The organism is Mariniphaga sediminis, assembly GCF_003573545.1.
GTDB classification, from domain to species: domain Bacteria; phylum Bacteroidota; class Bacteroidia; order Bacteroidales; family Prolixibacteraceae; genus Mariniphaga; species Mariniphaga sediminis.
The window spans coordinates 70,835-96,221 of sequence record NZ_QWET01000008.1 but is presented as its reverse complement, the minus strand read 5'-3'; the positions used below and the strand labels follow the sequence as shown (position 1 = coordinate 96,221).

20 protein-coding genes are annotated in these 25,387 nt (G+C 42.5%); 9 read left to right on the top strand and 11 right to left on the bottom strand.

Features of this window, described 5'->3' with window-relative positions; genetic code table 11:
• Positions 1-123: 123 nt before the first annotated feature.
• The 3 genes from D1164_RS12315 to D1164_RS12305 all read right to left on the bottom strand — a co-directional run bounded on the left by D1164_RS12315 (position 124) and on the right by D1164_RS12305 (position 2,786).
• Positions 124-786, bottom strand: a complete 663-nt coding sequence (locus D1164_RS12315; RefSeq protein ID WP_119350288.1) for a hypothetical protein — start codon at positions 784-786, stop codon at positions 124-126.
• Positions 773-1,426 (bottom strand): hypothetical protein, encoded by a 654-nt coding sequence (locus tag D1164_RS12310; protein ID WP_147372168.1) that lies wholly within the window; start codon positions 1,424-1,426, stop codon positions 773-775. The genes D1164_RS12315 and D1164_RS12310 overlap by 14 nt, the downstream gene beginning before the upstream one ends.
• A gap of 154 nt (positions 1,427-1,580) precedes the next feature.
• On the bottom strand, positions 1,581-2,786 hold the full coding sequence (locus D1164_RS12305) for a hypothetical protein (protein ID WP_147372167.1): 1,206 nt from the start codon (positions 2,784-2,786) through the stop codon (positions 1,581-1,583).
• A 206-nt stretch (positions 2,787-2,992) separates the two neighbouring features.
• Between D1164_RS12305 and ruvX the strand changes: the two genes are divergently transcribed.
• The 5 genes from ruvX (at position 2,993) to D1164_RS12280 (ending at position 9,001) form a co-directional block, all read left to right on the top strand.
• Complete coding sequence (ruvX, locus tag D1164_RS12300; RefSeq protein ID WP_119350285.1) at positions 2,993-3,418, top strand: Holliday junction resolvase RuvX; 426 nt, start codon at positions 2,993-2,995, stop codon at positions 3,416-3,418.
• On the top strand, positions 3,415-3,978 hold the full coding sequence (gene def, locus D1164_RS12295) for a peptide deformylase (RefSeq protein ID WP_119350284.1): 564 nt from the start codon (positions 3,415-3,417) through the stop codon (positions 3,976-3,978). The genes ruvX and def overlap by 4 nt, the downstream gene beginning before the upstream one ends.
• Before the next feature lie 79 nt (positions 3,979-4,057).
• Positions 4,058-6,085, top strand: coding sequence for a ComEC/Rec2 family competence protein (locus tag D1164_RS12290; RefSeq protein WP_119350283.1), 2,028 nt, complete (start codon positions 4,058-4,060; stop codon positions 6,083-6,085).
• A 108-nt stretch (positions 6,086-6,193) separates the two neighbouring features.
• Entirely contained in the window at positions 6,194-7,528 is a 1,335-nt protein-coding gene (gene trkA, locus D1164_RS12285; protein WP_119350282.1) for a Trk system potassium transporter TrkA, read from the top strand.
• 27 nt (positions 7,529-7,555) lie between these two features.
• Positions 7,556-9,001: a TrkH family potassium uptake protein gene (locus D1164_RS12280; protein ID WP_206610996.1), complete on the top strand. Its 1,446-nt coding sequence runs from the start codon at positions 7,556-7,558 to the stop codon at positions 8,999-9,001.
• 129 nt (positions 9,002-9,130) lie between these two features.
• On the opposite strand, the gene D1164_RS12275 is transcribed toward D1164_RS12280, so the two are convergent.
• Complete coding sequence (locus D1164_RS12275) at positions 9,131-9,745, bottom strand: L-threonylcarbamoyladenylate synthase (RefSeq protein ID WP_119350280.1); 615 nt, start codon at positions 9,743-9,745, stop codon at positions 9,131-9,133.
• Between the two features lie 209 nt (positions 9,746-9,954).
• Here D1164_RS12275 and D1164_RS12270 point away from each other — a divergent pair, with 209 nt between their 5' ends.
• The 4 genes from D1164_RS12270 (at position 9,955) to D1164_RS12255 (ending at position 17,606) form a co-directional block, all read left to right on the top strand.
• Positions 9,955-10,941, top strand: coding sequence for a FecR family protein (locus D1164_RS12270; protein ID WP_119350279.1), 987 nt, complete (start codon positions 9,955-9,957; stop codon positions 10,939-10,941).
• Between the two features lie 232 nt (positions 10,942-11,173).
• Complete coding sequence (locus tag D1164_RS12265; protein ID WP_172594439.1) at positions 11,174-14,476, top strand: TonB-dependent receptor; 3,303 nt, start codon at positions 11,174-11,176, stop codon at positions 14,474-14,476.
• Between the two features lie 12 nt (positions 14,477-14,488).
• On the top strand, positions 14,489-16,069 hold the full coding sequence (locus tag D1164_RS12260; RefSeq protein WP_119350277.1) for a RagB/SusD family nutrient uptake outer membrane protein: 1,581 nt from the start codon (positions 14,489-14,491) through the stop codon (positions 16,067-16,069).
• 106 nt (positions 16,070-16,175) lie between these two features.
• On the top strand, positions 16,176-17,606 hold the full coding sequence (locus D1164_RS12255; RefSeq protein ID WP_206610995.1) for a sulfatase: 1,431 nt from the start codon (positions 16,176-16,178) through the stop codon (positions 17,604-17,606).
• Between the two features lie 552 nt (positions 17,607-18,158).
• Here D1164_RS12255 and D1164_RS12245 read toward each other — a convergent pair.
• The 7 genes from D1164_RS12245 to D1164_RS12215 are packed head-to-tail and all read right to left on the bottom strand — an operon-like array spanning position 18,159 to position 25,384.
• On the bottom strand, positions 18,159-18,905 hold the full coding sequence (locus D1164_RS12245; RefSeq protein WP_119350274.1) for an NYN domain-containing protein: 747 nt from the start codon (positions 18,903-18,905) through the stop codon (positions 18,159-18,161).
• Positions 18,906-18,915: 10 nt separating this feature from the next.
• Positions 18,916-19,689: a tetratricopeptide repeat protein gene (locus tag D1164_RS12240; protein ID WP_119350273.1), complete on the bottom strand. Its 774-nt coding sequence runs from the start codon at positions 19,687-19,689 to the stop codon at positions 18,916-18,918.
• 11 nt (positions 19,690-19,700) lie between these two features.
• On the bottom strand, positions 19,701-21,539 hold the full coding sequence (locus D1164_RS12235) for a BatD family protein (RefSeq protein ID WP_119350272.1): 1,839 nt from the start codon (positions 21,537-21,539) through the stop codon (positions 19,701-19,703).
• A gap of 7 nt (positions 21,540-21,546) precedes the next feature.
• Positions 21,547-22,329, bottom strand: coding sequence for a tetratricopeptide repeat protein (locus tag D1164_RS12230; RefSeq protein ID WP_119350271.1), 783 nt, complete (start codon positions 22,327-22,329; stop codon positions 21,547-21,549).
• Positions 22,330-22,336: 7 nt separating this feature from the next.
• Entirely contained in the window at positions 22,337-23,374 is a 1,038-nt protein-coding gene (locus D1164_RS12225; RefSeq protein WP_241558286.1) for a vWA domain-containing protein, read from the bottom strand.
• A 12-nt stretch (positions 23,375-23,386) separates the two neighbouring features.
• Positions 23,387-24,382 carry a vWA domain-containing protein gene (locus tag D1164_RS12220; protein ID WP_172594438.1) on the bottom strand — a complete coding sequence of 332 codons (996 nt, stop codon included), beginning with the start codon at positions 24,380-24,382 and terminating at the stop codon, positions 23,387-23,389.
• Positions 24,383-24,388: 6 nt separating this feature from the next.
• Complete coding sequence (locus D1164_RS12215) at positions 24,389-25,384, bottom strand: hypothetical protein (protein WP_147372166.1); 996 nt, start codon at positions 25,382-25,384, stop codon at positions 24,389-24,391.
• Positions 25,385-25,387 lie beyond the last annotated feature (3 nt).

Genomic DNA, 25,387 nt, shown 5'->3' with positions numbered 1-25,387 from the left:
TATTTTAACCATAAATGTTCGTATGTGGACCAGTTCCAAATATGCAATGAGTTCCTTTGCTGAGCATTGGAAATTTGTCCTAAGATCCTATTCTCGGTTGGTTCTTTTGTGTCTGAGTCTTTGTTAGCCAAGGTTGCTAATCTTATCCGACTGCTTCTTTCCGGCCTTCAGAAAACTAATGGTTATCAACACATAAAAAATAGCATTGATAAGATTAAAAATACTGATGGTCCGGAGAGAGAATTCACGGGAGAACCCCAAAATGATATTGTAAAGAATGTAAAAAAAGAAATTGCTGGAATAGTAAACTAAAACGGCCGAGTTGAGCCAAATAACCGGTTCGGCCACCAGGTTTTTAATTTTCCCTTCAATCATTATTTTGGTAAATAATAATATGGAGAAGGTAACAAGCATAATAGCTCCTGTAGCACCAGATATACTGGGAAACTCATACAGGTTTTGAATGAAGAACATATTAAAAACCGCAAAAGCCTCGAAAAAAATTATGATTCCAACGATTATCTTTTTTTTAACAAAGCCTTTGAGTTGAACCGAAAAGAATAACCCGGTAAGCAGGCAAGCCCCTGCGATATAGATATGGCCAATCGGCATGGTGTTTTTAATTCCAATAATGTGGATGCCAATTTTTGTTGTCAGTTCGGTAAGTACAGCCAACACCACGAACAGATAAAAAAAGATCAGTCCCCGGTCAAATTTTTTAAAGTAAATGGCCCCAACGATTAGCGGAATGAAAGTAACCAGCCACTCATATCTATTTAGTAGCATCTTTTTCCGAGTTATAAATGCTCGATTCGTCGCAATTTGGGGGGCATGGTCCACTGAAATCAAATACCATCATTTGGTCTTTCGATGATCTTTTTTCCTGAACATCTGCATAAACCATCGCATTCATGGTTTTTGAAATGCCGAATGAAATTTGTGCCTCCTTTTTGTTTTGCATATCAAAGATTTCGTGTAGCTCATATTTGCTCAGGAGGAAAGCATTCGGATAAATAAACTTCCGGAAGCGGGCCCATTCATTGTTTGGGTCTAGTTTGCCCGAACGCCATTCACGGTAGCGTTGGATGTTTTTCAGCACTTCTTCAGTTTTGGAAGAATAGTTTTGGTTTTCTCTTTCGAGTTTGAATACCGGATTCTCGTAATCCCTGAAAACTTCTCCACTTCCCAGTAAAAAAGTAGAGACGGCATAAGCACATAAAATAAATCGCCCACCTTTTGTTTCGGGTTCAAGTCCCAGGTAAATTCTTACTCTGTTTTCATTTTCTCCCGTAAGTATTTTATAGGTTTCTTTTTGAAGTACAATAGGCGGCGTAAGCAGGTTAAATGTCAGTTTTTCTTCTTCTTCGATATTTAAAACCCAATTCTCAGCTTGTTCCGGGGGTATCTGATCACGTTTTAAATTCATGTTCATTTTTTAATTATGTATTTTGGATCAATAAAAGTAAGCAAAATTGTGTTATGATGCTTTTTTGTGAGATATTATTTTTCCGGATGGTTTTCTTATAAAAGAAAACTGCCCCTTAAGGCAGTTCCCGCTTGTTCTTGTTTCTCAGTGTTGATTAATAGTAGTCATCCTGATAGTAATATCCATCGTTGTAAAAATCTGTTTCCAGTGCAAAATATCTTTCCGGATAATGTACTAATGTAAAGCCATGCTGCGCCATTTCAAAAAACAGGTTGCCGATTCTGAAATAGAGGTAACCATTTATGTGGACCCTTTCATACCCTATAGGTAGTTGCTGGAAAACAATTCCGTAAGGCATGTCGACCAGTACGTAACCGATTCCCCTGAAATGCCTGAAAAAGTGTCCGTTATATGAATAGTACCTGATATGGTTGTGAATGAAATAATCCGGACGGTGGTGAAACCTGCGGATGACATGGCCATATGTGCGGTGATGGTAGTAATGTTTGTGGAATTGGTAAGAATGCGGATGGTAACAACTATAGTAATCCCTCCAACTGTTTACATTCCACTGGTAGTTCTCCCACTGATGATTCCAATGATTGTGTTTGCTATAGTTGTAATGTTTGTAGTAATTTCTGTCCCGGGTATGATATGGAGTATAGTCTCTGATATTTTTTCCCGACCAGTATTTATTACTTCCCCTATAGCTCCTGGAAGGAGCGTATCGTCTGTCATCTCTGTCTACTCTGTATATAGTACGTTTGTGTTCTGCACGCGAACGCGTATTTGCCGATGTATTGCTTGTTACCGAACTTCTCCGATCGGGTCTGCGGTAACTGTCGTTTCCCTGATTTACCCTTGATGGAGCCTGTTTTCTTACAGATGTCCGGTTGTCGGTACCAACCCTTCTCTCGGAGTTTGAAGGCCGGGCTGGCGCTTGTCTTACAGCTCTTTTACTTTCATTTACCCGCGCATTTCTATGCTCTGTATTTCTTCTTGTTTCAGTACTCCGTACAGTTCTTTCTGAAGGAGATGAGTTGTTTCGGTGCGTAACAGTTGATCTTGTTCTTGACGGGCTATTTGTACTTCCTTTTTTTAATGTTGCTGAGCCAGAAGGCCTTGTTTCTTTCCTGACGCGTGAAGCCGAATTATTTGAACTTCTTTGGCTGTTTCTGTTATCCTTCACTGCGCTTTTGGTACGGGCAGAGCTTTTTCTATTTTGTTCATCCCTTTCAACCCGGACTTCAGTATTTTTACTGTTGCTCGACCGGCGCTGGGCAAGGGCAGGAACTGCTGTTGCTGTAATTGTTGCCACTGCAAGCAGGGCTGCTATCAGTTTTGTATTTATCGTTTTCATGGCTTTCAATTTTAAATTCAACAATTAAAATACTTTGCTTCTGTCGCCTTGTTAATACCGGTATATTACCCCTGAAAATGCAAAGCGTGTGCCAAACGTAATTAAACGTAAAAAGTGCTTTTAAAAATGAATTGATAGTCAATGTGTTCTATTTTTTATTTTTTCAGGAATTCTCCCTAATTTTGCCTCCCAGAAATAGGAGAAGAATGGGTAGAATTTTAGCGATAGATTATGGGAAAAAGCGGGTTGGCCTGGCCGTTTCCGACCCTTATAAGATAATTGCGAACAAATTGGCAACAGTAGCAACACACACCATCTGGGATTTTCTTCAAACCTTTTTTCAGAACGAACAGGTTGATGAAGTGGTGGTAGGATATCCTTTGCAAATGAACAACCAGGCTTCGGAAGCTGTTGCTTACATTAATCCTTTTATAAAGAAATTTAGGATACAGTATCCTGATATGCATCTTGAAATTGCGGATGAAAGATTTACATCGAAGATGGCTTTCCAGACAATGATTGACGGAGGATTGAAAAAAATGGCAAGGCGGGACAAAGCTATGGTTGATGCCATTAGCGCCACCATCATTTTACAGGGGTATATGGAACAAAAACGAAATAAGAATAAATGAAATATCCGGTTACAGTTTATGGCGACCCGTTGCTGAGGAAGAAAGCCAAACCAATAGAAAAAGATCACGATGGGTTGGAAGAGATTATTGAAAATATGTGGGAAACCATGTATCATTCAGATGGAGTGGGTCTTGCCGCCCCACAGGTAGGAATGTCGATAAGGATATTTGTGGTGGATGCCACGTCTGGTGCAGACGAGGAACCGGAACTTAAAGATTTCAAAAAAGTTTTTATCAATCCTGAAATTATTGAAAAATCGGGAGAGGAGTGGGTGATGAATGAAGGTTGCCTGAGTCTGCCGGAAATAAGGGAGGATGTAAAACGACCCGACATCGTCAGGGTGAAATATTTCGACGAAAATTTTACGTTGCATGAGGAAGTTTTGAAAGGATATGCAGGTCGTATTTTCCAGCATGAATACGATCACCTCGATGGTATCCTTTTTATCGACTACCTTTCGCCATTGAAAAAAAGGTTACTGAAAGGTAAACTCCGCAATATTGCGACAGGGAAAGTACAACCTCACTATCGTATTAAAACTCCCGTGAAGTCAATGTAACCTTTTCGATTACTTTCCCGTTTCAGAGTGTATTTTATAATGGGGGATAATATGTACACTCCCAAATCGCGGGAAGATATTGGATAAAACGGTTCAGAAAATACCTTTTTTACGCATCTCGGCTGCCTTGATTGCCGGGATTCTTTTGGGATCAGTATTTCATTTTGATTCTATTCTTTTGTTGGGAGTAATTGTCCTGGCTCTGGGAATTCTTTCCTGGATAAATTACCGATACCGTTTTCAGTTAGCTATTTCTTTTGGCGCAGGTGTACATGTGGTTTTTGTGGTGATTGGAATGTTGGTTTATGGTATGTATAACCGGGAACCCGTTTTTCAGAATGATGGAAAGTTTTCTGCCACCGTTCTGGAAATTGTGCAGGAGAAACCCAATTCTTATGGTTCAGTATTGAAGTTGAATGCTTTTTTTCGGAACGATTCTGTCTTGCCTGTCCATGAAAAAATAATGGTGTGGTTTGCTAAAACAGACAAAGCCAAAAATTTGGAACCGGGCGAAACCATTCTTTTCAGTGAGTCTCCGCAGTGGGTAAAAAACCTCAACAATCCCTACGAATTCGACTATAAAACTTATCTGGAAAGGAAAAAAATATACCGGCAGGTTTACCTTCCTGCAGATAGCTGGATAAAAACAGAATTACAACCCACTTTTTCATTCTCCATTGTAGCCGAGAAGATAAGGATGTACCTGCTTGGAATCTACCGGCAGCAGAACCTGGGAGAAAAAGAGTTGGAGGTTCTTTCGGCTCTCACACTCGGCTACAAGCGGGGCCTCGATCCGGAGACAAAAAGGATTTTTGCGTCGGCAGGTGCTATGCACGTGTTAGCCGTTTCCGGGCTTCATGTAGGTATTGTTTTTCTGGTGCTTTCTTTTGTGTTTGGAATTTTGAAAAAGCAAAAAACGGGCCGGTTCATTTTTGTATTACTCGTGGTGATGGCGCTTTGGGGATTTGCCTTTATTACCGGGCTTTCCCCTTCTGTAAAGCGGGCAGCCACCATGTTTACCTTCGTGGTAGTCGGGCAAAACCTGAAAAGGCAATATAATATATACAATACATTGGCTGCCTCGGCCTTTTTCCTGTTGCTTGTGAATCCCAACAATTTGTTCGAAGCCGGTTTTCAGCTTTCATACGCTGCTGTGTATGGCATTATTTTTTTACAACCCCGGTTTGAAAAAATAATTCGATTTGAAAGTAAAATAATTCGCTGGTTTTGGAGTCTTCTTACTGTTTCGGTGGCAGCACAAATTGCCACATTCCCTTTCTCTGTTTTTTATTTTGGCCAGTTCCCCAGTTATTTCTGGATTTCAAACTTGTTAGTCATTCCTGCGGCTTTTTTGCTTATTCCCCTCGGAATGGCATTGCTTGTTTTTAGTTGGGTTCCGTTTTTTCCTGTTGTAATTGTGTGTATTATTGATTTTGTATTATGGTTTGTTATTCATTTTCTTGAAATGATAGAAAACATGCCTCTTTCGGTTATTGAGTTGTCATTTTCGGGGTGGGAATTGGCTTTTGTTTTCGGGATATTCATCTCAATTTTCCTTTTTATGGAAACCCGAAGTAAGCGGTATTTTAAGGGAGCATTGATTTGCTTTTTTCTTTTTGTTACTGTTTCGCTCATTTTTAAAACAACCGGTCTTTTCAGAAAAGAACTCATTGTATATAATTATCCCGAGCAAACGGTTGTGCATCTTGTTTCGGGAAAAAGAAACTACATTGTTTCCGAAGAAATAATTCCGGAAAGGGGAATTGCCGCAAACCTGGTCAAGAATACTGTCCGGAAATTAAGATTGGACCCACCGGTTTATCTGCTTTCTGGTCAAACGTACAGTGATTCTACCATTTATTTAAAAAATGATTTGCTTTTATTTAACAATCGCGTTATCTGGCTTTCCGGAGAAAAGAGGTGGGTTCCGGATCAACGAATACTGGCTGATATTATCATAGGGCCTTATACCGGAAATGATGTGAAATGGATTCATTCTCAGGGAAATACTATTGTTTCTACGCGAAAGTTTTGGGAGAATGAAACGCCTGAGAAGCATGATATTTTTTACCTGTGTAAGAAGGGTGCATTCCGAGAAAAATGGTAACTTTAATCGATCACCAATTTTAAAAACATTCTATTTTAGACTGGAATGCTGGTAAATTGATTGTTAATGGTTTATTTTGCAGCGTATTTTATTTAAGGTTGATTAGAGATGAAAGTTGTAATTGCAGGAGCGGGAGAAGTTGGAACCCATTTGGCACGGATGCTGAGCAATGAAGATCATGACATTGTTTTAATGGATGATTCTCCGGAGAAACTCTCTAAAATAAGCGAAGAAGTTGATTTATTAACAGTACCCGGCTCGGCTCATTCTTTTCAGGATTTAAAACAAACGGGTTTGAGTAAAGCCGACTTATTTATTGCTGTTACACCGTTTGAAGAGCGAAATGTGTTGGCTTGTTCCATGGCTTCGTACCTGGGAGTGGGGCGTACGATTGCCCGGATTAATAACTCGGAGTACCTGATGCCGCAGTACCGGGCCAAGTTGAATAACCTTGGCATTCATGAACTGATCTATCCTGAAAGCCTGGCTGCCAAAGAGATTGTGGCTTCGGTGAAACAAACCGGTACCCGTCAGTTGATTGAATTTTCGCACGGGAAACTGTTGCTGCTGGGAATTAAAGTGCGGGAGGATGCTCCCATTCTCAACAAAACATTTGAGGAACTGGCCCGGGAGAACGAACATATTCTGGTGGTAGCCATTAACCGCGAAAGTAAAACCATTATTCCCAAAGGTTCCGACTTTATAATGAATGGGGATATTGTGTTTTTTATTACCACCCGAATGGAGCAGCAGCGGGTTTTTGAACTCACGGCAAAAAAGACCTTCGAAGTAAAAAATATCATGTTTTTGGGGGGGAGCCGGATTGCGCAAAAATCTATCGAAAAATTGGGCGACCAGTATCGTATAAAAGTCATTGAGGAAAATATTGAAAAATGCGAACAGGTTGCCGAAAGGTATGCCAATGCACTGGTAATAAATGGTGATTGCCGGAACCTGAAATTGCTGAAAGACGAAGGCCTGGAAAAAATGGATGCAGTGGTAGCAACTACCGGAAATTCAGAAACAAATATTCTGGGATGCCATCTGGCAAAAACAATGGGTGTGAGGAGAACCGTTGCAGAAGTGGAAAACCTTGCATTTATGGGGCTGTCAGAAAGCATGAATATCGGGAGTATCGTAAATAAGAAATTGATTGCTGCAAGTTATATATACCGGTTTACCCTTAATGCGGCTATTTCGAAGGTAAAATGCCTCACAGCCTCTGATGCCGAGGTGTTTGAATTTATTGCCAAGGCCGATGCCAAAATTACGCAAAAGCCCATCCGGGATCTGGGATTTCCCGACGAGGCTAAAATCGGGGGAATTATCCGGGGCGAAAATGGTTATGTGGCCAATGGGGATACTCAAATTCAGGAGGGGGATAAAGTGGTGGTATTTACCTTACCATCGGGAATTAAAAAATTGGAAAAATTCTTTAAATAATTGCGCCTGTAGTTTGGGCGAATCGCTATGAATGTCAAGATTGTCTTAAGAGTTTTGGGATTTTTGCTTTTTGTGGAAGGTGTTGCCATGTTACTGGCATTTGGTATTGCCCTTTTGTATAATGAATACGATCAATCGGCTTTCCTTATTTCTTCAGGTATTAACATTCTGTTAGGGGGAACCATCGTTTATTTAACACGGAATGCCCGGCGAGACATCGGGCGGCGCGAGGGGTACATAATTGTTTCGCTGGTGTGGCTCGTTTTTTCTTTTTTCGGAAGCCTTCCGTATGTTATTAGCGGGGCAATCCCTGACTTTACCAATGCCTTTTTTGAAACGATATCAGGATTTACTACCACAGGCTCTTCTATTTTGGCAGATATCGAATCACTTCCTCACGGTATCCTGTTTTGGAGAAGTATTACCCAATGGCTGGGTGGAATGGGAATTATTGTTTTGTCGCTGGCTATTTTGCCTGTTTTTGGTATTGGGGGTATGCAGTTGTTTATAGCCGAAGTTCCGGGGCCCACACCCGATCGTATTAGCCCGAGAATCAGGCAAACGGCCAAAACGCTGTGGGTGATCTACCTGGGGTTTACGGTGGCAGAAACGCTTTTGTTGTGGATTGGGGGAATGACCCTTTTTGATGCTGTTTGCCATTCATTTACAACCATGGCCACCGGAGGCTTCTCGACAAAACAGGCAAGCATTGCTTATTGGTCGTCGCCCTTTATTCAGTATGTTATCATTCTTTTTATGTTTTTGGCGGGCACTAATTTTACGCTTTCCTACATGGCCTTACGCGGCAACTTTAAAAGAGTATTGCATGACGAAGAGTTTAAATATTACGGGTTGTTTGTGCTTGGATTCACCCTTGTAATAAGCGCGGGGTTGCTGATTACTACCCAGTTGGGTGTGGAGAATGCTTTCAGGGATGCTCTTTTTCAGGTGGTCTCTATAATGACTACCACCGGCTTTGCTACGGTGGATTATTTAACCTGGGCTCCTGTTCTGACCATTCTGCTTTTTGGACTGTTTTTCTTTGGTGGATCAGCAGGATCTACGGGTGGAAGCATTAAAATTATGCGTATCGTTTTACTTTTGAAAAACAGCTACTATGAACTGCGCAGAATAATCCATCCACATGCAGTTATCCCTGTAAAATTTAACAGGCAGTCGGTCGATGCAAAAATCATTAACAATGTGCTGGCGTTTTTTATGTTTTATTTTGTGATTTTTGGTGCAAGTACTATTGTTTTTTCATTTATTGAACCTGATATGGAATCGGCCATGGGAGCGGTAGCAACAAGTCTGGGTAATATCGGTCCCGGTTTGGGCAATGTCGGCCCTGCCGAAAACTTTCTTCATATCAGCCCTGCCGGAAAATGGTTCTTATCGTTTCTAATGTTGCTGGGGCGACTGGAACTTTTCACCGTGTTGGTTATCTTTTCTCCTTCATTCTGGAGAGAGTAATGTCATGAAAATATTTTAAATGGGTCTGTTTTTTTATACCCTTAGCTTCGACAGGGAAATCTATGTGTCGTTTTATTTCCGGAACTGAAGGAGGCACGAGGAATAGGCAGATCAGACAGAGGGCACAATCTAATATTCCAGAATCCCCTTTCCTTCCCTTACAATGGTAATTTCATCGTTTGTACAGTCAATTACGGTAGACGGAACCAGTTCTCCATGTCCCCCGTCAATAACTAAATCGGCAATGTCCTGGTATTTTTCATAAATCAGTTCCGGATCGGTGGTGTATTCCAGGATTTCATCCTCGTCACGAATGGAAGTGGAAAGAATGGGATTTCCCAGTTCGTAAATAATATCGCGAATAATGTTGTTGTCAGGAACACGGATACCCACAGTTTTTTTCTTGCCTTTGAAGTATCTGGGTACATTGTTATTGGCCTCAAGAATAAAAGTAAACGGGCCGGGCAGGTTTTTTCTCATCAGTTTAAACACAGTATTTGAGATAGGCTTGGTGTAGTCAGACAGGTGGCTCAGGTCACTGCAAATAAAGGAAAAATTGGCTTTTTCAATTTTAATCCCTTTGAACCGGGCTACCTTATCCACCGCTTTGGGGTTGGTAATATCGCATCCCAAACCATAAACCGTATCGGTAGGGTAGATAATGATTCCTCCTTCCCGAAGCACATCAACCACTTTGCGAATATCCCGGGGATTGGGGTTCTCATTGTAGAGCCGTAATAACATAAATTAAAGTTTGAGGAGGTAAAATTATAACTTTCATTGAATTTTCCCGTATTTCTCATGGTGCTTTGGCATATTCTTTTGAACAAAAGTCTCACCATTTTTTATGGTGGTACTTGAGAAATAGCCTGAAGATGAAGGATTGAAAAAAAAGAATTGTTGGATAGGGGTATTTTGAAAGTTAGGTGCCTTATAATTATAAGGGAAAAAGAATGGAAAAAAGTATACCGTGGCATATTATCACTAAATATCTCCGGAAAGAGACCAGCCCGGAAGAATTGGCCGAACTCAACAATTGGCTGGAAAAAGATGAGACAAATCAAAATGTACTTACTGAAATCCAAAATGTTTACACGGTAACTTCCTCAGTTCCCCAAGCTCTGGAACCCAATAAAGAAATAGCATGGAGGAAAATTGAACAACGAATCACCTCTGGTACTCCTGTGAAAAAGTTGTTTGAGAAATTCAAATATGTTGCAGCAGCTGTCATTATTTTATTGGTGGGGCTATCTGTTGTTTGGCTTTTTAATGCCGGGAATAGAACTAATTTGCAGCAATATACCGAAATAGTGACTCCGATGGGACAAAAGTCGATGGTCATATTACCCGATAGTTCATACGTTTGGCTGAATTCCGGTTCCTCTCTGAAATACAAGGGAGATTTTAATGTGAAAGAAAGAGAAGTAATATTGAAGGGGGAAGCATTTTTTGAGGTAAAAGAAGACAGCTCAAAATTTTTCAGGGTGAAAACCGGAATTCTTGATGTGAAAGTTTACGGAACTTCATTCAATATAAAAAATTATGAGGATGATCGTGTTGAGGAAATAACTGTGATGGAAGGAATCGTAGGCGTGTCTGACAAGTCGAAAGAACTCCGCCGGCTCACGCGGGGGGAACAAGCTTCGCTGAATAAAGAGACAAATAGGATTACCTATACCGAAAATAATCCTGACTTGGTGAGTGCATGGAAGAATAACGAATTGATTTTTGATAATACCCCGCTGGAGGAAGTTGTAAAATATCTTGAGCGGTGGTATGGAGTTGATATTGCCTTAGATAGTGAGATGAAGGGAAAGCATAGTTATACTTTCAGGGTCAAGACCGAATCATTCCGCGAAATGCTTGAGATGCTGAAAGTAATGACCCCGATCATTTATGAGATTCGCGGGAAAGATGTAAAAATAAAATATTCGAATTAAAACAAAATGCCTATGAGGGAGAACTAACTGACTAATTATTAAAAAAACAGACTTGCCGGACGGGCAAGCCTGTCCTATAAAATTAATTGTTTAATCGCAGCATCCCGGAAGGAACAAATTTGCCGATTGTGTTTTATCTGGGAACTGCAAAAACCAAAACAAAGATATGAAAAATTGTAAAAGAACCCGGGGGATTGATGTTTTCTCCCCCGCTTTAAAAATGTTACTAACGATGAAACTAATTTTAGTACTTATCTGTGGTTTTGGTCTCCTGAACAGTATAGCGGAAAAAAGTTATGCACAAAGTGCCAGGATGACCTTTGCCTTGAGAGATGTAAGTATTAAGAATGTATTGCAGCATATCGAGTATAACTCGGAGTTCTCGTTTATGTATGACAATAACAAGATTGATGCTGACCGAAAGGTAAATATCATTGTTAAAGACGAAACCATTGAAACGGTACTTAACCAGCTTTTCGGAAATGAAACAGATTACCGGATTATAGACAAACACATCATCCTTTTTCCCGGAGAAAATTACCGGCCCGGAAATGCAGATAGTTACACTCGCGGGCAACAGGCCCAACGAACCGTTTCGGGTAAAGTAGAAGATACCCGAAGCCAGCCTTTGCCTGGAGTCGCTGTGGTAATAAAGGGTACCTCAAGGGGAACGGTAACAAATGCTGAAGGCGAATATACCCTTACCAATATTCCAGAGGACGCCACATTGGTATTTTCATTTGTTGGGATGAAGAAACAGGAAGTGGTTGTAGGCGATCAGCTGACAATTAATGTGAGCATGGAAGAAGAAACCATTGGCCTGGAAGAAGTTATTGCTGTGGGGTACGCCGTTCAGGAGAGAATAAGTTTAACAAACTCTGTAGCCCAGATAGATGGAGACGAAATCGTGAAAAAGCCGGTATCGCACATCGGTCAGTCATTGCAGGGGATGGCTCCCGGGGTTGTTGTCATAGATAATGGAGGGAGACCTGGTGACTCAGAAATCAATATCCGTATCAGGGGGCTTACAACGTTAGGAGACGATGAGACAAAAAGGGACCCGTTGATTATTGTTGACGGCATTGAACAACGTATGAGCGACATAAACCCTGATGACATTGCAAGCATTTCTGTACTTAAAGATGCTTCGTCAACAGCCATATACGGATCCCGTGCTGCCAACGGGGTTATACTGATAACCACCCGAAGAGGAGAGAAAGGAGACGTAAATGTTTCCTACCACGGGTATTATGGTTTCCAGCGGGCATTGAACCGACCCGAGCACCTTGACCTGAGGAGTTATTTCGAATTGGAAAATGTTGCCCGGATTAATGCTGGTTCTTCACCAACATATTCTGAAGAATTTATCAATGAATATGTTAATGCTACCGATCGCGAAAAATACCCGCTTCCATTTCCTTGGTTCGATAAAGGAGTGATGTTAAAAGATGCACCCCAGCAAAACCATACCCTTTCGTTCAGTGGTGGTACCGACTTTATGCAGGCCAGGGCCAGCTTGAGGTACCAGGATATTGAAGGTATTGTAAGTAATTTTTCAGATAAAACAAATGAAGTCAGGATCAATACCGATTTTAATGTATCTGAAAAGCTGAAAGTTTCTTTTGATATTAACTTCAGGTCTTCGGAAGACAGGCAGCCCTACGATGGAGTTTTTAATGTATTTAACTATATGCTCCATGCCACAAAATTTTCTTATCCTCAGTATAAAACCGGAGAATATGGACTTGGTCCGCAAAATAATAACCCGCTGATTTTTGCTGAATTATCAGGATTAAGGAAAAGAAAGAACGATTATCTTATTGGGAAAATAAAAGCGGATTATCAAATTTTCAGCGACCTGAAATACACCCTGGAATATGGGGCAAGAAATTCCCTGACTGAGGTTTCTGCCTATAAAAACAAATACAGGAATGAAGACCCAGTTACAGGCCGCGTACGCCAGGTCCCCATCAATTCTCTTGAGGAAAACCGCACAAGTTTCAGGGAATATACCCTTAATCATTTGCTCAATTATCATAAATCTTTGGGGAATAACAATGTGAATCTGCTTCTAGGGTATTCCACTATTGATAATAAACAAAAATACCTGGAAGGTTTCCGGCAGGATTTTTACAACAACGATATTCAGTCTTTGGATTCAGGCTCGAACGACAATAAAGATAATGAAGGTTATAACAGGGGATACGGGTTAAGGTCTTATTTTGGACGACTGAATTATAATTATGCGAAAAAATATTTTATTGAGATAAATGGCAGATACGATGGTTCTTCCAGGTTTAGTTCAGCAAAACGATATGCCTTTTTCCCATCGTTCTCCGGCGCATGGAGGATTTCCCAGGAAAATTTCTGGGGCAGCCTTTCTGAAACAATCAATGAATTTAAATTACGTGCCTCCTGGGGGATTACCGGGAACCAGGCAATCGACCTTTACGAGTTTTACCCGGCACTTACGAACATCGATTATGCCTTCTTTGAAAACCCGGCTGTGGGCTATGCTCCTACCCGGATTGTCAATGAAAACCTTACCTGGGAAAAAACGGAACAATTAGATATTGGTATTGATTTGGGATTATTAAGTAACCGAATGAATTTCTCGTTTGATTACTATAATAAACTTACCAAAGATATCCTTCTGGAATTACCTATCCCGGCTACGGTAGGTTTAGACGCATCTTTCCAAAATGCCGGGACTGTCAGGAATAAAGGATGGGAAGCATCTTTAGATTTCCGCGGTGGAAATGTATTTAAATACAATCTGGGATTAAATATCAGCAGGAATAAAAACGTTGTGGAAGACCTGCTTGGAACAGGTCCGTATATTGAAGGTGGTGGAGCAAACCAGACCTTTATCATAAAGGAAGGGATGGCGATGAACAGTTTGTGGGGATACCTTACCGACGGATTTTTCCAAACTGAAGAGGAGATTGCAAACTACCCGACTTATCAGGCAAATACCAAACCGGGTGATGTGAAATACCTGAATTTAAATGATGATGATAAAATTACCCCGGACGACCGCGCATTCCTGGGTTATAGTTTTCCGATATATACGTATGGTTCAACCATGAATTTCAGCTATAAAAACTTTGAGTTATACATGCAGTGGCAGGGAGCCAGCGGGCACACCACACAGGTAGCTGGAGGATTGGGACACCAGGCAACATACGAGGCTTTTACCCATAAAGTATATGCCGATTACTGGACCGAAAACAACCGCGATGCCCGATGGCCAAGGCCCATCAAATCGAATCTGCGTAATTTGCAGGCGTCTGATTTACTGACAATAGATGCCGATTATATCCGGTTAAAAAATACCATGATTTCTTACAATGTACCGGCAAGTTTGCTGAATAAACTGCCAATCAGCAGAGCACAGGTCTATATAAATGCAACTGACCTGATTACGCTTTCGAAACTGAATGAATGGAATTTAGATCCTGAAATGCCACCGGGAAGGGCAAATTATTATCCGCAGGTCGGAATATACACTGTTGGTTTAAAGTTGAATTTTTAAAACTTACACGAAATGAAAAAGATTATTTTATCGATAATAATAGCTGCCTTTCTGGTTTCTTGTCAGGAAAATTTACTGGAAACTATTCCTGATGACAGGATATCAACAGAAATATACTGGCACACGGAGGATGATGCCATAACGGGGGCAAATGCACTTTATCCAACCTTAGACGGAAACAAACTTTTTGCTTACGATGGCATAACCGACGTGTTCCATACCAACCGGCTTTTTGAAAATAATTCAATTATTGAAGCTGGAAATTCGGATGCCACTTTTTCACGCTACCTTGATGAATGGGACGATGCCTATACGGCAATCCAGCGTGCAAATTACTTTTTTGAAAACATCGATGGCGTGGAAACTGACAATGCCCAGCTAATTAGTCAGCTAAAAGGAGAAGTGCGCACCATCCGTGCATTTCATTATATGAAACTTGTAATGCTTTACGGAGATGTACCTTTAGTTACTACAAATATAAGTGCTGAAGAAGGGAAAACAATTACCCGGGATCCGGTCTCAACTATCTGGGACTTTGTTTCGCAGGAATTAACCACCGCTGCCGGAGAATTGCCGACAACACAAACCGGCAATAATACCGGTCGTGTAATAAAAGGTGCGGCCCTGGGATTAAAAGCCCGGGCAATGCTCTATGCAGGGCGGTATTCAGAATCAGCTGCTGCTGCCAAACAAGTGATGGACCTTGGGGTGTACAGTTTGCACAATTCGTATGAAGACCTTTTTCAGTACGCAGGTGAAAACTGTAGTGAAGTAATCCTGGATCATCAGTATGCCAAAGATGTTTATTCAAATAACTATTACAATACTCTAGGTCCCTGGAGCTTAGTGCCCGGGAGTGTTGGAAGTGTTTATGTCCCTACGAAAAAGTTGGTCGACATGTACGACATGACCAACGGGTTGCCCATTACCGATCCGGAAAGTGGATTTGACCCTTACAATCCTTACGAAAACAGGGATCCCAGGTTGAAACAATCCATCTTTGTTACAGGAATGGTATTGCCCAACGGATTAATATATAATTCAATTCCGGGTGACCCGGATGCGACAGACCCGGTGGGAGGGACGCTTTATACTACCACTACCGGTTGGAACGTAAAAAAATACATCTCTGACGATGACATGACTACGCCTGGAAATTCAGGGATTAACCTGATTTTATTGCGCTATGCCGAAGTGCTTCTAACCTATGCCGAAGCAAAAATTGAATTAAATGAAATAGATAATTCGGTGTATGATGCTATTAATGAAGTCCGCACCAGGGTAAGTGTGGAGATGCCTCCTATCGGACAAAACTTCACTCAGGAGCAGTTAAGGCAATTGGTACGGAAAGAAAGGACCATTGAACTGGCATTTGAGGGAACACGCCTTTTCGACCTCAGGCGTTGGAGGATAGCCCACATAGTGATGCCGGAGGATGTTTACGGTATGACTTATGATGACAACGGAACACTTGTAACTTTGGAGATTACGGGTTATAACAGAGTGTTTAACGAGAACAGGGATTATTTATGGCCAATACCACAGAAAGAGCGGGAACTGAGTCCTAATCTTGTGCAGAATCCAAATTGGTAAGAATATTCTCGCTTATTGCAAAAATTTCTATTAGATGTTTTAAACTGTTACGATTGTCTTTTTATACAGTCGTAACAGTTTCTTTGATACATATTAAATGGAAGCCATGTATAAATTATTGTTTTTGTTTATTCCGTTGCTGGTCAGTGGATTTACTCAAGATGTTAAGAAGCCCAATGTGCTTTTTATAATATCTGATGACTTGACTGCAACCGCTGTTTCAGCTTACGAAAATAAAACCTGCCAGACACCCAATATTGACAAGCTGGCTTCAGGAGGAGTACTTTTCACAAGAGCTTATTGTCAATATCCTGTTTGCGGTCCCTCGCGGGCTTCCTTTTTATCCGGGTATTACCCAAATGCAACAGAAACTTACGGATATGTGAGCGGTCGGGAAAATATTGGTCCTGAGCGGAAAACCTGGCCTCAGCTTTTTCGGGAAAACGGATATTATACGGCACGTGTAAGTAAAATATTCCATATGGGAGTTCCGATTGATATTGAATTAGGATCGGATGGAACCGATGACCCGGCTTCATGGACCGAAAAATTCAATAGCAAAGGACCCGAATGGAAAGCTCCGGGCGACGGAGAGCTGGTACAGGGGAATCCTGACGGTTCTTTGCCAATTAAAGGAGGCAATGTGATGACCATCGTAAAAGCTGATGGAGATGACCTGGTGCATTCTGACGGAAAAACGGCACAGAAAGCATGCGAATTAATTCGCCTCCACAAGAATGAACCATTCTTTCTTGCCGTCGGTTTTGTGCGCCCACATGTGCCTTTTGTTGCGCCCCGGGAATATTTTGCCCCCTATCCTTTCGAAAATATTACGCTTCCGGAAAAAATAGATGGAGACTGGGATGATATCCCTGAGCGGGGAATAAATTATGTGACAAGTGTAAATGCTAAAATGAACCAGACCCAGGAGAAAAAGGCCGTGGCAGCCTATTATGCTTCCGTTTCATACATGGATAAACAAGTGGGCAAAGTATTGCATACATTAAAAGAAGAAGGGTTGGACGATAATACGATTGTCGTTTTAACCTCTGACCATGGCTTTCATTTATGTGAACACAACTTCTGGATGAAAGTAAGCCTGCACGAAGAATCGGTGCGTGTTCCAATGATTATTAAGGTTCCGGGGAAAAAACCGGCTGTATACGATTCATTTTTTGAAATGATCGATATATATCCTACCGTTGCTGAATTAGCCGGTTTAAAATATCCCGAATATATCCAGGGGAAAAGTTTTGCCCCGGTTTTTGACAACCCTGATATTTCACTCCGTGACATGGCATTCACGGTAACACAGGGTGGAAAATCATTCTTGCTCAGGACTAAAAAGTGGGCTTATATACAATACGATGAAGATGCGGGTTCGGGAATAGAATTGTATGACATGGAGAATGATGCCCAACAATTTACAAATCTTGCGTTAAATCCGGATTACGATAGTATTGTTGAGCAATTCCGGAAACAACTGAAATCAAAGCTGGAAGAAGTCAGGACAAATGATCTCGGGCGAAGTTATTAAAGCAGATTAATACCATTCGTGGTGAAGGGGATGAAAAGAGATCGGCCCATCCTTTTAAGGTAACTATCTTAAAGGGGGGCGTGCCCTGACATTATGAAAGGAATGCAGGTGGTCCCTGCCATAATTCAACCTGGCAAAAAGCAACAGTTGCTACCTTAGGAAAGGACAAAAGCTAACATTTACTGTCAATTTTTTTTCAATTGAAAACGAGCCCTGCAGCGTTTTTTTGTTCTCCTGTAAGCTTTTTTGACTTCCTGTTGCGATTTTTCCGGTTTCTGCAGTGTTTTTTGTGTCCCTGCAGCGTTTTTAGTCATTTCTGCGGTGTTTTTTGTCGTCCTGCTTTGTTTTTTTGAGTTTCTGTAGCGCAGGGAAGCACAAAATTGATACAGGGAGGGGTAAAAACATGCAGGGCGGCCCCGCATGCTCGCAGGACGCCCAAAAATGCCGCAGGCATACGGTATTAGTCCGTTATTACGCCTTATCTTTTCTGAATATATGGTTTTAGGCTTTTAATCTGAACCGGATATTGGAATGCGAGGGATAAGGAAAATTTTACCTTTTTTTATTTCGCACGTAAATCAGTTTGAATTTTCCCTGTTTGCTGTCCCGCAAGTCAATTTCAAATTTCCCGATGGAATCTATGAGCGGAGTGAGTTTTTCAAAACCGTAGTTCCGGGAGTCGAAATTGGGTTGCTTTTTTTGCAGCAAGCTGCCCACATCGCCGAGAAAGGCCCAGCCGTCGTCATCGGCCAGATCGGAAATGGTAGAAGCAATCAGCCGAATCACTTTCGGGGTAATTTTGTCCACCGGTGGCTTTTTTGCCGGCTTGTCGGGAGTAGTGCTGCTTTCGCTTTCTTTTGCCCGGTTTGCCAGGATTTCGATGTATATAAATTTGTCGCACGCGACGATAAACGGCTCGGGTGTTTTTTTCTCGCCGATTCCGTAAACTTTCATTCCTGCTTCCCTCAGGCGGGTGGCCAGCCGGGTAAAGTCGCTGTCGCTTGAAACCAGGCAAAAGCCGTCCACTTTCCCGCTGTAAAGAATGTCCATCGCATCGATGATCATGGCTGAGTCGGTGGAATTTTTTCCTGAAGTGTAGCCATACTGTTGGATAGGTGTGATGGCATTTTCGAGCAACAGGTTTTTCCATTTGGAGAGGAACGGTTTGGTCCAGTCGCCGTAAATGCGTTTAATGGTAGGGTTACCGTACTTGGCAATTTCTTCCATCATTTCCTTCACGTAAGCGGAGGGTATGTTGTCGCCGTCTATGAGTACCGCAAGCCTGGATTCGCTTTCCATATTATTATTTTTAAATCCTGACAATACATGAATCGGGCAGCCAGCCCACGTTCCCGTCTGAGAGCCTTATTTCTCTCCAGGTGCTTAAACTGTCGGAAATTTCCACTTTTACCCCTTCGTAAAGCAAAAACAGGTCGGTGCTGTTTTCTGTCGGGGCGCTTTTAACAGTTACACGAGGACAAAAAACAATGGCATGTTTTCGTTGGTTTATTTTCTCTTTTTGCCTGGCAGCGAATGAAAAGGTGAATCCGGAGATAACGACTGCCAGGATACCAACCCAGAATGAAAATTTTTTGACAAAAGTGCTGCGGCCAAAAATAAACAACCCCAGCAGGCCAAGGAAAAAAACAAACGCCCCTATACTGATGGCTGCCCACGAATCAGCCGGGTAAAGGTTAATGACCCTGCTTCGCCAGCGCTTAAAAAAGGGCTGGGGCAGCGCTTCAATTTCAGTCACCACAAATTGATTAGCCAGTTCCAGATTGAACGCAATATCCTGATCCTGCGGGGCCAGCAACCTGGCACGTTCAAAATTCAAAATGGCCTGGTTGATGTCTCCGGATTTGTAATAAGCGTTTCCCAGGTTGAAGTAAAGTTTGGCCGACTCCTGTCCTGAATTTAAAATCTGTTCATATATTGAAACAGCCTGTTGGTAATCTTCGGTTGTGTAAAAGGCATTGGCTTTTTCCCAAAGTACCTGGGTGGAATCCTGGGCGGAAACCTGAAGAAATACAACCAGCACAGGCAGGAGTAAGATGTATCGTTTTATATCTTTTATTGTCATGTTATTTGGATTTATCTCTTTATCTGTTTCTCTAATCTGCTCATCGTGGAAACGGCTTTTTTATACAGTTCGCTTCGGGCCTCTGAGCCTCCTGATGGCGCGTAGCGTGCAAACTCACATTGTTCGATAATTTCTACAAAATCGTCGATGAGGTTTTGTTCTGCATTTTTTTCATTCAGTTTGTCCACCGCGCTTTCCCGGTTAAGGTTAGCTACCGGAATTCCCAGCTTGTCGCTCAGGTATCCCCAGAATGCTTTCAAAATGGCCTCATGGAATGCTTCGTCCTGGTTCTTTTTCATAAACCCGGATGCAGCCTTAAGCCTTTTGGTAGCCACACGGTTGGCCTTTTTGTTACGCATCAGTGCGGCGTTGGCGTTTTCGCGCGCTTTTTTCCGGTAAATAAAAATCAGGAACAGAAACAGCAAGGTACTTCCCCCGTAGATGGAATAAAAAACAGGCGTTCCGTAAAAAGTGGCTCCCCGGCTGCGAAGCATGGGGTTTCCCTGTTTTATGTACCGGATATCCTGCCCAATCAGTTGCAGGTCTTCCCGCTGACGTGAGCTCAGCACGGTTGTAGATTCCGCGCCTGTTCCTTTCTCAACGTGCAGGGTGTATTCCTGTGTGGAACGAGTAACGTACGAACCGGTAGATGGATTGAAAAACACGAACGGAATGGAAGGAACCGTATAATCCCCTTCGAACCGGGGCTGGAAGAGGTATTCGATTGTTTTGGTGCCGGTAACACCGTTGTCGGTGGCGCGCACATTGTCGGTGGCACGCGGGTCGTATACTTCAAAATCGGTGGGTAACTGTAACTCCGGATTTCGTATCAGCCGGAGGTTTCCCGTTCCGTTAATGGTTACTTTTAATGTTACGGCGTCGTTGGTTGTAACATCTTCGGAACTCATTTCAGAAGATACTGAGAAATTACCCACTCCTCCGTAAAAGTTAGCCGGCGAAGGTGGAAGGTCTTTCACATTCACCCTGGCCTGTTTACTTGTAATGGTGGTTCGCACAGTCTGGATGCCGCTGAAAAAATCATCAAAGAAGCTTCTCGGTCTTACCCTTTGCTGTACAAGGAGGGTCATGCTGAACGGATCGACAGTAAGGGTCCCGTTTTGTTGTGGAAACAACACTGTTTTTTTTAGAATGCCCACCTGGTAAATCCGGTTATCATAAACCTCACGTGTGAAATTTATTTGTTTGGGAATTTCAATGTCTTGCGTAAAAAAACCTTCATAAGTAGGCAGGTTCACTTCCTCAAACCCTGATATGGGGATGTTGGGATCGGCATATAATTTTACGGTGGCAATAATTTGTTCTCCCCTGAAAACATTTTGTTTGCTCATTTCCATTCGGAGAAAAAGATTGTCGCCACCAAGGTCGACCGACTGTGATCCCTGGTTGCTGCTACTGCCTCCGGACTGTGGTTGCCGTTGCTGCTGCGGTTGTGACTGGGCCTTTACAACTTGTATTTTTAATGAATTGGACTCCATCACTTTCCCATCTATTTCGATAGATGCCGGCCTGATTTCAAAAGTCCCTTCGCTTTTCGACCTCAAAATGTAGGTATAGGAGTAGGTAACTTCGGTAGTGGTTCGCCCGTTGATAGTACGAATGCTGGTAGATTGTCCGGTGCTGGGTCCCATCAGTATGTCAAAGTTGCTGTTAAGGTTGGGTGGCAACTGCAAATTACTCCCCCGGTCGTTCAGCGTAAAGGTAAGCCGGAATTGCTGCCCCATTTCTACCGCATTGGGGGCTGACATCTCGAACCGTGTTTGTTCTGCCTGTGCTGCCAGCGTTACAAAGGCAAGTACAAGTATCAGATATATTTTCAGTTTTTTTATCATTTTTTGATTACCATTCTTTTTCTGTTTTTATTCTTTTTGCTCTGGCCGCTTTTTCCTTTTTTACTTTTTCCTGAATGTCTCGCTCATCATTTTGCAAGGCCTGCAAAAGCTGCTCGGCATCCTGTTTTGATATTTTTGGCTGAGGCTGCTGTTGCTGTTGTTGATTTTGCTGGTCCTGCTTATTCTGTTGGTTCTGCTGGTCCTGTTTATTTTGTTGGTCTTGATTGTCCTGTTTGTCCTGGTTCTGTTGGTCTTGATTGTTTTGCTGATCCTGATTCTGTTGATCCTGATTTTTGTCTTGATCCTTATTCTGCTGTTGTTGTTGCTGTTGCTGCTGATTTTTCAGCATTTGGGCATAAGCAAGGTTGTATTTGGTATCCAAATCATTGGGATTCTTACGTAGCGCCTCTTTGTAGGATTCAATGCTTTCGTCAATTTTTTGCTGCATTAGCTGGCTGTTCCCCATGTTATGCAGAGCCCGGGCTTTTTCTTGCGGTGTTTCAAGTTTTTCTTCCAACTCGTTGAACTTTTGCTCTGCTTCTTCAAAGCGCATTTGCTTGTAAAGGGCGTCGGCAAGGTTAAAATCCCATTTTTCGTGCCCTGGCCTTTTATTGAGCGCTTTGCGGTATTCTTCTTCGGCCTGGCTGAATTTGAGGGTATCTAACCGTGTTGTATCTTTCACTGCTTCCATAAACAGCTTATTCCCATCGCGGACAAACTTGCGTTCATTCTGTCCGTAAACGATTACCGAAATTCCTGTTATTAAGATCAATAAAATATACCGTTTCATAATCCAATTATTTTGCTGAAAATAATTTTACCTTCATCAAATACCTGTTTTTCCTTTCAAGGATAATAAATTCGAGCAACAATAAAAATATTCCGATGGCAAAAAAGTATTGAAACTGGTCGTCGTATTCTGAGTAAACCAGGGCCTCCATTTCTTCTGTTTCCATTTTATTGATCTCGTCGAAAAGGGCGTTCAGCCCTACCTGGGCATTGTTGGCCCGCACATAGATTCCATTTCCGGCCGCGGCAATTTTTTCCAGCATCGGTTCATCCAGTTTGGTAACCACCACGTTTCCGTCGTTGTCGCGCATGTAATCTTTTTGTCCGTTGCTGGAAAACGGAATAGGTGCTCCCTGCGGTAATCCCATCCCAATGGTATGCACAACGATTCCATTATTTATTGCCTCTTCTGCTGCAGCGAGCGGATCGTCTTCATGGTTCTCTCCATCCGTAATGATAACAATGGCTTTGTTGGCCTCTCCTTCGGGCGTGAATGAACGCATGGCCAGGTTAATGGCCGCTCCGATGGCGGTTCCCTGCCGGGGCACCATTTGGGTATTTACAGCTTCCAGAAAGAGTTTGGCCGAATTGTAATCGCTGGTAATGGGGAGTTGGGTGTAGGCCTCCCCGGCAAAAACAATCAGCCCTATTTTATCATCCTTTAATCGATCTACCAGTCTGGATATGGCCCGTTTGGACCGTTCCAGCCGGTTGGGCTGAATATCTTCAGCCATCATACTGTTGGAAACGTCGAGGGCAATGATCAACTCAATTCCTTCGCGTTTCATCTTTTTAAGCTTTGAACCGAACTGCGGCCGGGCAGCACCCACAATAAAAAATGCCAGCGCCAGCATAACCACTATAAATTTGAATGCCGGCCTGCTTTTGGAAGCAAAAGGCATTAACTCTTTAATGGTTTCGTGGTTGCCAAAACGCCTGAGCGCCCGCTTTCTGGCAACCCGCGATAAAATAAAAAACAGGGCCAGCAGCGGGATAATTAACAGCCCCCATAAATATTCGATATGTGCAAACCTGAACATTTCCATTTTTTCCAACTTTTAAGGGATGCTTCTGAATACAGTTGTCCGCAGCAAAAGGCTCGTAACCAATAACAAAATTCCTGCCAGTGCAAAGGGCAAAAATTCTTCCGACTGGCGACTGAACTCACGTACTTCAATTTTCGATTTTTCCAACTGGTCTATTTCATCGTATATCTCCTGCAGCTTGGTATTGCTGGTAGCCCTGAAATACTTTCCGTCGGTAATGGATGAAATTTGCTGCAGCATCTCTTCGTCAATTTTTACTTCAATATCCCGCAATTGTGTTCCATAAGGTGTTTGAACAGGGTAGGGGGCTGTCCCCACCGTTCCCACGCCAATGGTATAAACACGGATTCCGAAAGTACGGGCAATTTCGGCTGCCGTGAGCGGGGCGATTTCCCCGGAGTTGTTTTCCCCGTCGGTGAGCAGGATAACCACCCGGCTGATGGCGTCGCTGTCTTTCATGCGGGCCACTGACGTTGCCAGTCCGTTCCCAATGGCAGTACCGTCTTGAATCATTCCGGTTTTAATGTCTTTGAAAAGGTTCAGCAAAACAGCCCTGTCGGTGGTTAGCGGGCACTGCGTAAAAGCTTCGCCGGCAAATACTACCAGTCCGATGCGGTCGTATTGCCGCCCTGAAATAAATTCCATGGCTACGTTTTTTGCTGCTTCCAGCCGGTCGGGAGAGAAATCCCGCGCCAGCATACTGGTTGAAATGTCCAACGAAATGACAATGTCTATTCCTTCGGTTGTAACATTTTCAAAATCGCTGGAGGATTGCGGGCGGGCCAGCACTATGGTAAAGGCCGCAAGTGCCAGCACCTGCAATAAAAATACGAGGTGCCGCAGGTAGTGCCTGATAGTTCTTGGCGCTTTAAAAACCGGAGCCGTAGAAGAGATCCGGATGCTTGCCGTATTTCTTTTTTGCCTGAAAACGTACCAAACCGTCATTGGCACAACCACCAACAGCAGATAAAAAAATTCCGGGTTTTTAAATGTCAGTCCTTCAAACATCCTTTTTTATTTAATTTCCACATCTTCTCCTTCATCATCTTTTACCGCTTCCGGGGGCTTGGCCTCTTTTACCTCCTCTTTTGTATCGTTAATAAAAAAGTAGGCGTCCACCAGTGTCATATTGTTGTCATCGGGCAGGGGAGTGTATTTGGCAAATTTTACCAGGTCGGCCAGTTTCAATATCCGGCTGAGGTTTTCAAACGTTTTTTCTTTCAGTAAATCACGCCTGAACCTGAAACTATCCAGGGTCTCATCAGAGGTTTTTTCCATGGCCGGAATATCATAACGGTCTTCAATATATGTCCGGAGCGTTTCGGTAACGTCGCTGTAAAACGGTTTTATTTTACCCTGCTGCCACAGTTTTTCATCTTTTATTCGGTCCAGTTCCCGCAAAGCAATAACATGTGCCGGTTCTTTCGGTTTTTTGGGAAGTGTAAAAATAGGCTTGTTCTGCTTTTTCCTTTTTATGGAATAAAGAATAAAAAACAGGATGGCACCGATAAGAATGATTCCCAAAATATAGGGAATAACTTCCTTTAGGGTTACCGGAGCATCGTACGGCATTTTAATGTCAGTTGGCCCCCGGGTGGTATCGATGGGAATGGTGTGGACATTCAGCGTAACCCCATTGCTGGGAATCGAATCAATTCTCCCGTCCATGTTTATTTTAAACCAAAAGGGCGGAATGCGGTGAGAACCACTGTCGAAACAGGTAATAAGGTACGATTGTATCTGCTTCTGAAATGTTTCGTCATCCATTTCAAATGTGTCGATTTCAGACTGTTGAAGCACTTCAATGTTTCCCCGTATTGTGTCGGGTACCTGAGGAAAAGTAATATCCACTTTTTTGGGGTGGTTGATTTCCAGGAAGAGCTTTACCTGATCGCCCAGCAGAATGTTGGCAGAGTCGAGGCTTGCTGCCGCTTTAATACGCTGGGCAATAACTGCCGACGAAACCAGGAACAGTAGAAAAAACAAGAATATTTTTCGTTTAATTTTCATTCG

Excerpts from the sequence above, each read along its gene's own strand:
- D1164_RS12280 (WP_206610996.1), top strand. The coding sequence starts at position 7,556 with ATGAATGTCAAGATTGTCTTAAGAGTTTTGGGATTTTTGCTTTTTGTG.
- D1164_RS12240 (WP_119350273.1), bottom strand. The coding sequence starts at position 19,689 with ATGACAATAAAAGATATAAAACGATACATCTTACTCCTGCCTGTGCTG.
- D1164_RS12215 (WP_147372166.1), bottom strand. The coding sequence starts at position 25,384 with ATGAAAATTAAACGAAAAATATTCTTGTTTTTTCTACTGTTCCTGGTT.
- D1164_RS12230 (WP_119350271.1), bottom strand. The coding sequence starts at position 22,329 with ATGAAACGGTATATTTTATTGATCTTAATAACAGGAATTTCGGTAATC.
- D1164_RS12245 (WP_119350274.1), bottom strand. The coding sequence starts at position 18,905 with ATGGAAAGCGAATCCAGGCTTGCGGTACTCATAGACGGCGACAACATA.
- D1164_RS12255 (WP_206610995.1), top strand. The coding sequence starts at position 16,176 with ATGTATAAATTATTGTTTTTGTTTATTCCGTTGCTGGTCAGTGGATTT.
- D1164_RS12270 (WP_119350279.1), top strand. The coding sequence starts at position 9,955 with ATGGAAAAAAGTATACCGTGGCATATTATCACTAAATATCTCCGGAAA.
- D1164_RS12265 (WP_172594439.1), top strand. The coding sequence starts at position 11,174 with ATGAAACTAATTTTAGTACTTATCTGTGGTTTTGGTCTCCTGAACAGT.
- ruvX (WP_119350285.1), top strand. The coding sequence starts at position 2,993 with ATGGGTAGAATTTTAGCGATAGATTATGGGAAAAAGCGGGTTGGCCTG.
- D1164_RS12305 (WP_147372167.1), bottom strand. The coding sequence starts at position 2,786 with ATGAAAACGATAAATACAAAACTGATAGCAGCCCTGCTTGCAGTGGCA.
- D1164_RS12315 (WP_119350288.1), bottom strand. The coding sequence starts at position 786 with ATGCTACTAAATAGATATGAGTGGCTGGTTACTTTCATTCCGCTAATC.
- D1164_RS12220 (WP_172594438.1), bottom strand. The coding sequence starts at position 24,382 with ATGTTTGAAGGACTGACATTTAAAAACCCGGAATTTTTTTATCTGCTG.
- def (WP_119350284.1), top strand. The coding sequence starts at position 3,415 with ATGAAATATCCGGTTACAGTTTATGGCGACCCGTTGCTGAGGAAGAAA.
- D1164_RS12275 (WP_119350280.1), bottom strand. The coding sequence starts at position 9,745 with ATGTTATTACGGCTCTACAATGAGAACCCCAATCCCCGGGATATTCGC.
- D1164_RS12225 (WP_241558286.1), bottom strand. The coding sequence starts at position 23,374 with ATGGAAATGTTCAGGTTTGCACATATCGAATATTTATGGGGGCTGTTA.
- D1164_RS12260 (WP_119350277.1), top strand. The coding sequence starts at position 14,489 with ATGAAAAAGATTATTTTATCGATAATAATAGCTGCCTTTCTGGTTTCT.
- D1164_RS12310 (WP_147372168.1), bottom strand. The coding sequence starts at position 1,426 with ATGAATTTAAAACGTGATCAGATACCCCCGGAACAAGCTGAGAATTGG.
- trkA (WP_119350282.1), top strand. The coding sequence starts at position 6,194 with ATGAAAGTTGTAATTGCAGGAGCGGGAGAAGTTGGAACCCATTTGGCA.
- D1164_RS12235 (WP_119350272.1), bottom strand. The coding sequence starts at position 21,539 with ATGATAAAAAAACTGAAAATATATCTGATACTTGTACTTGCCTTTGTA.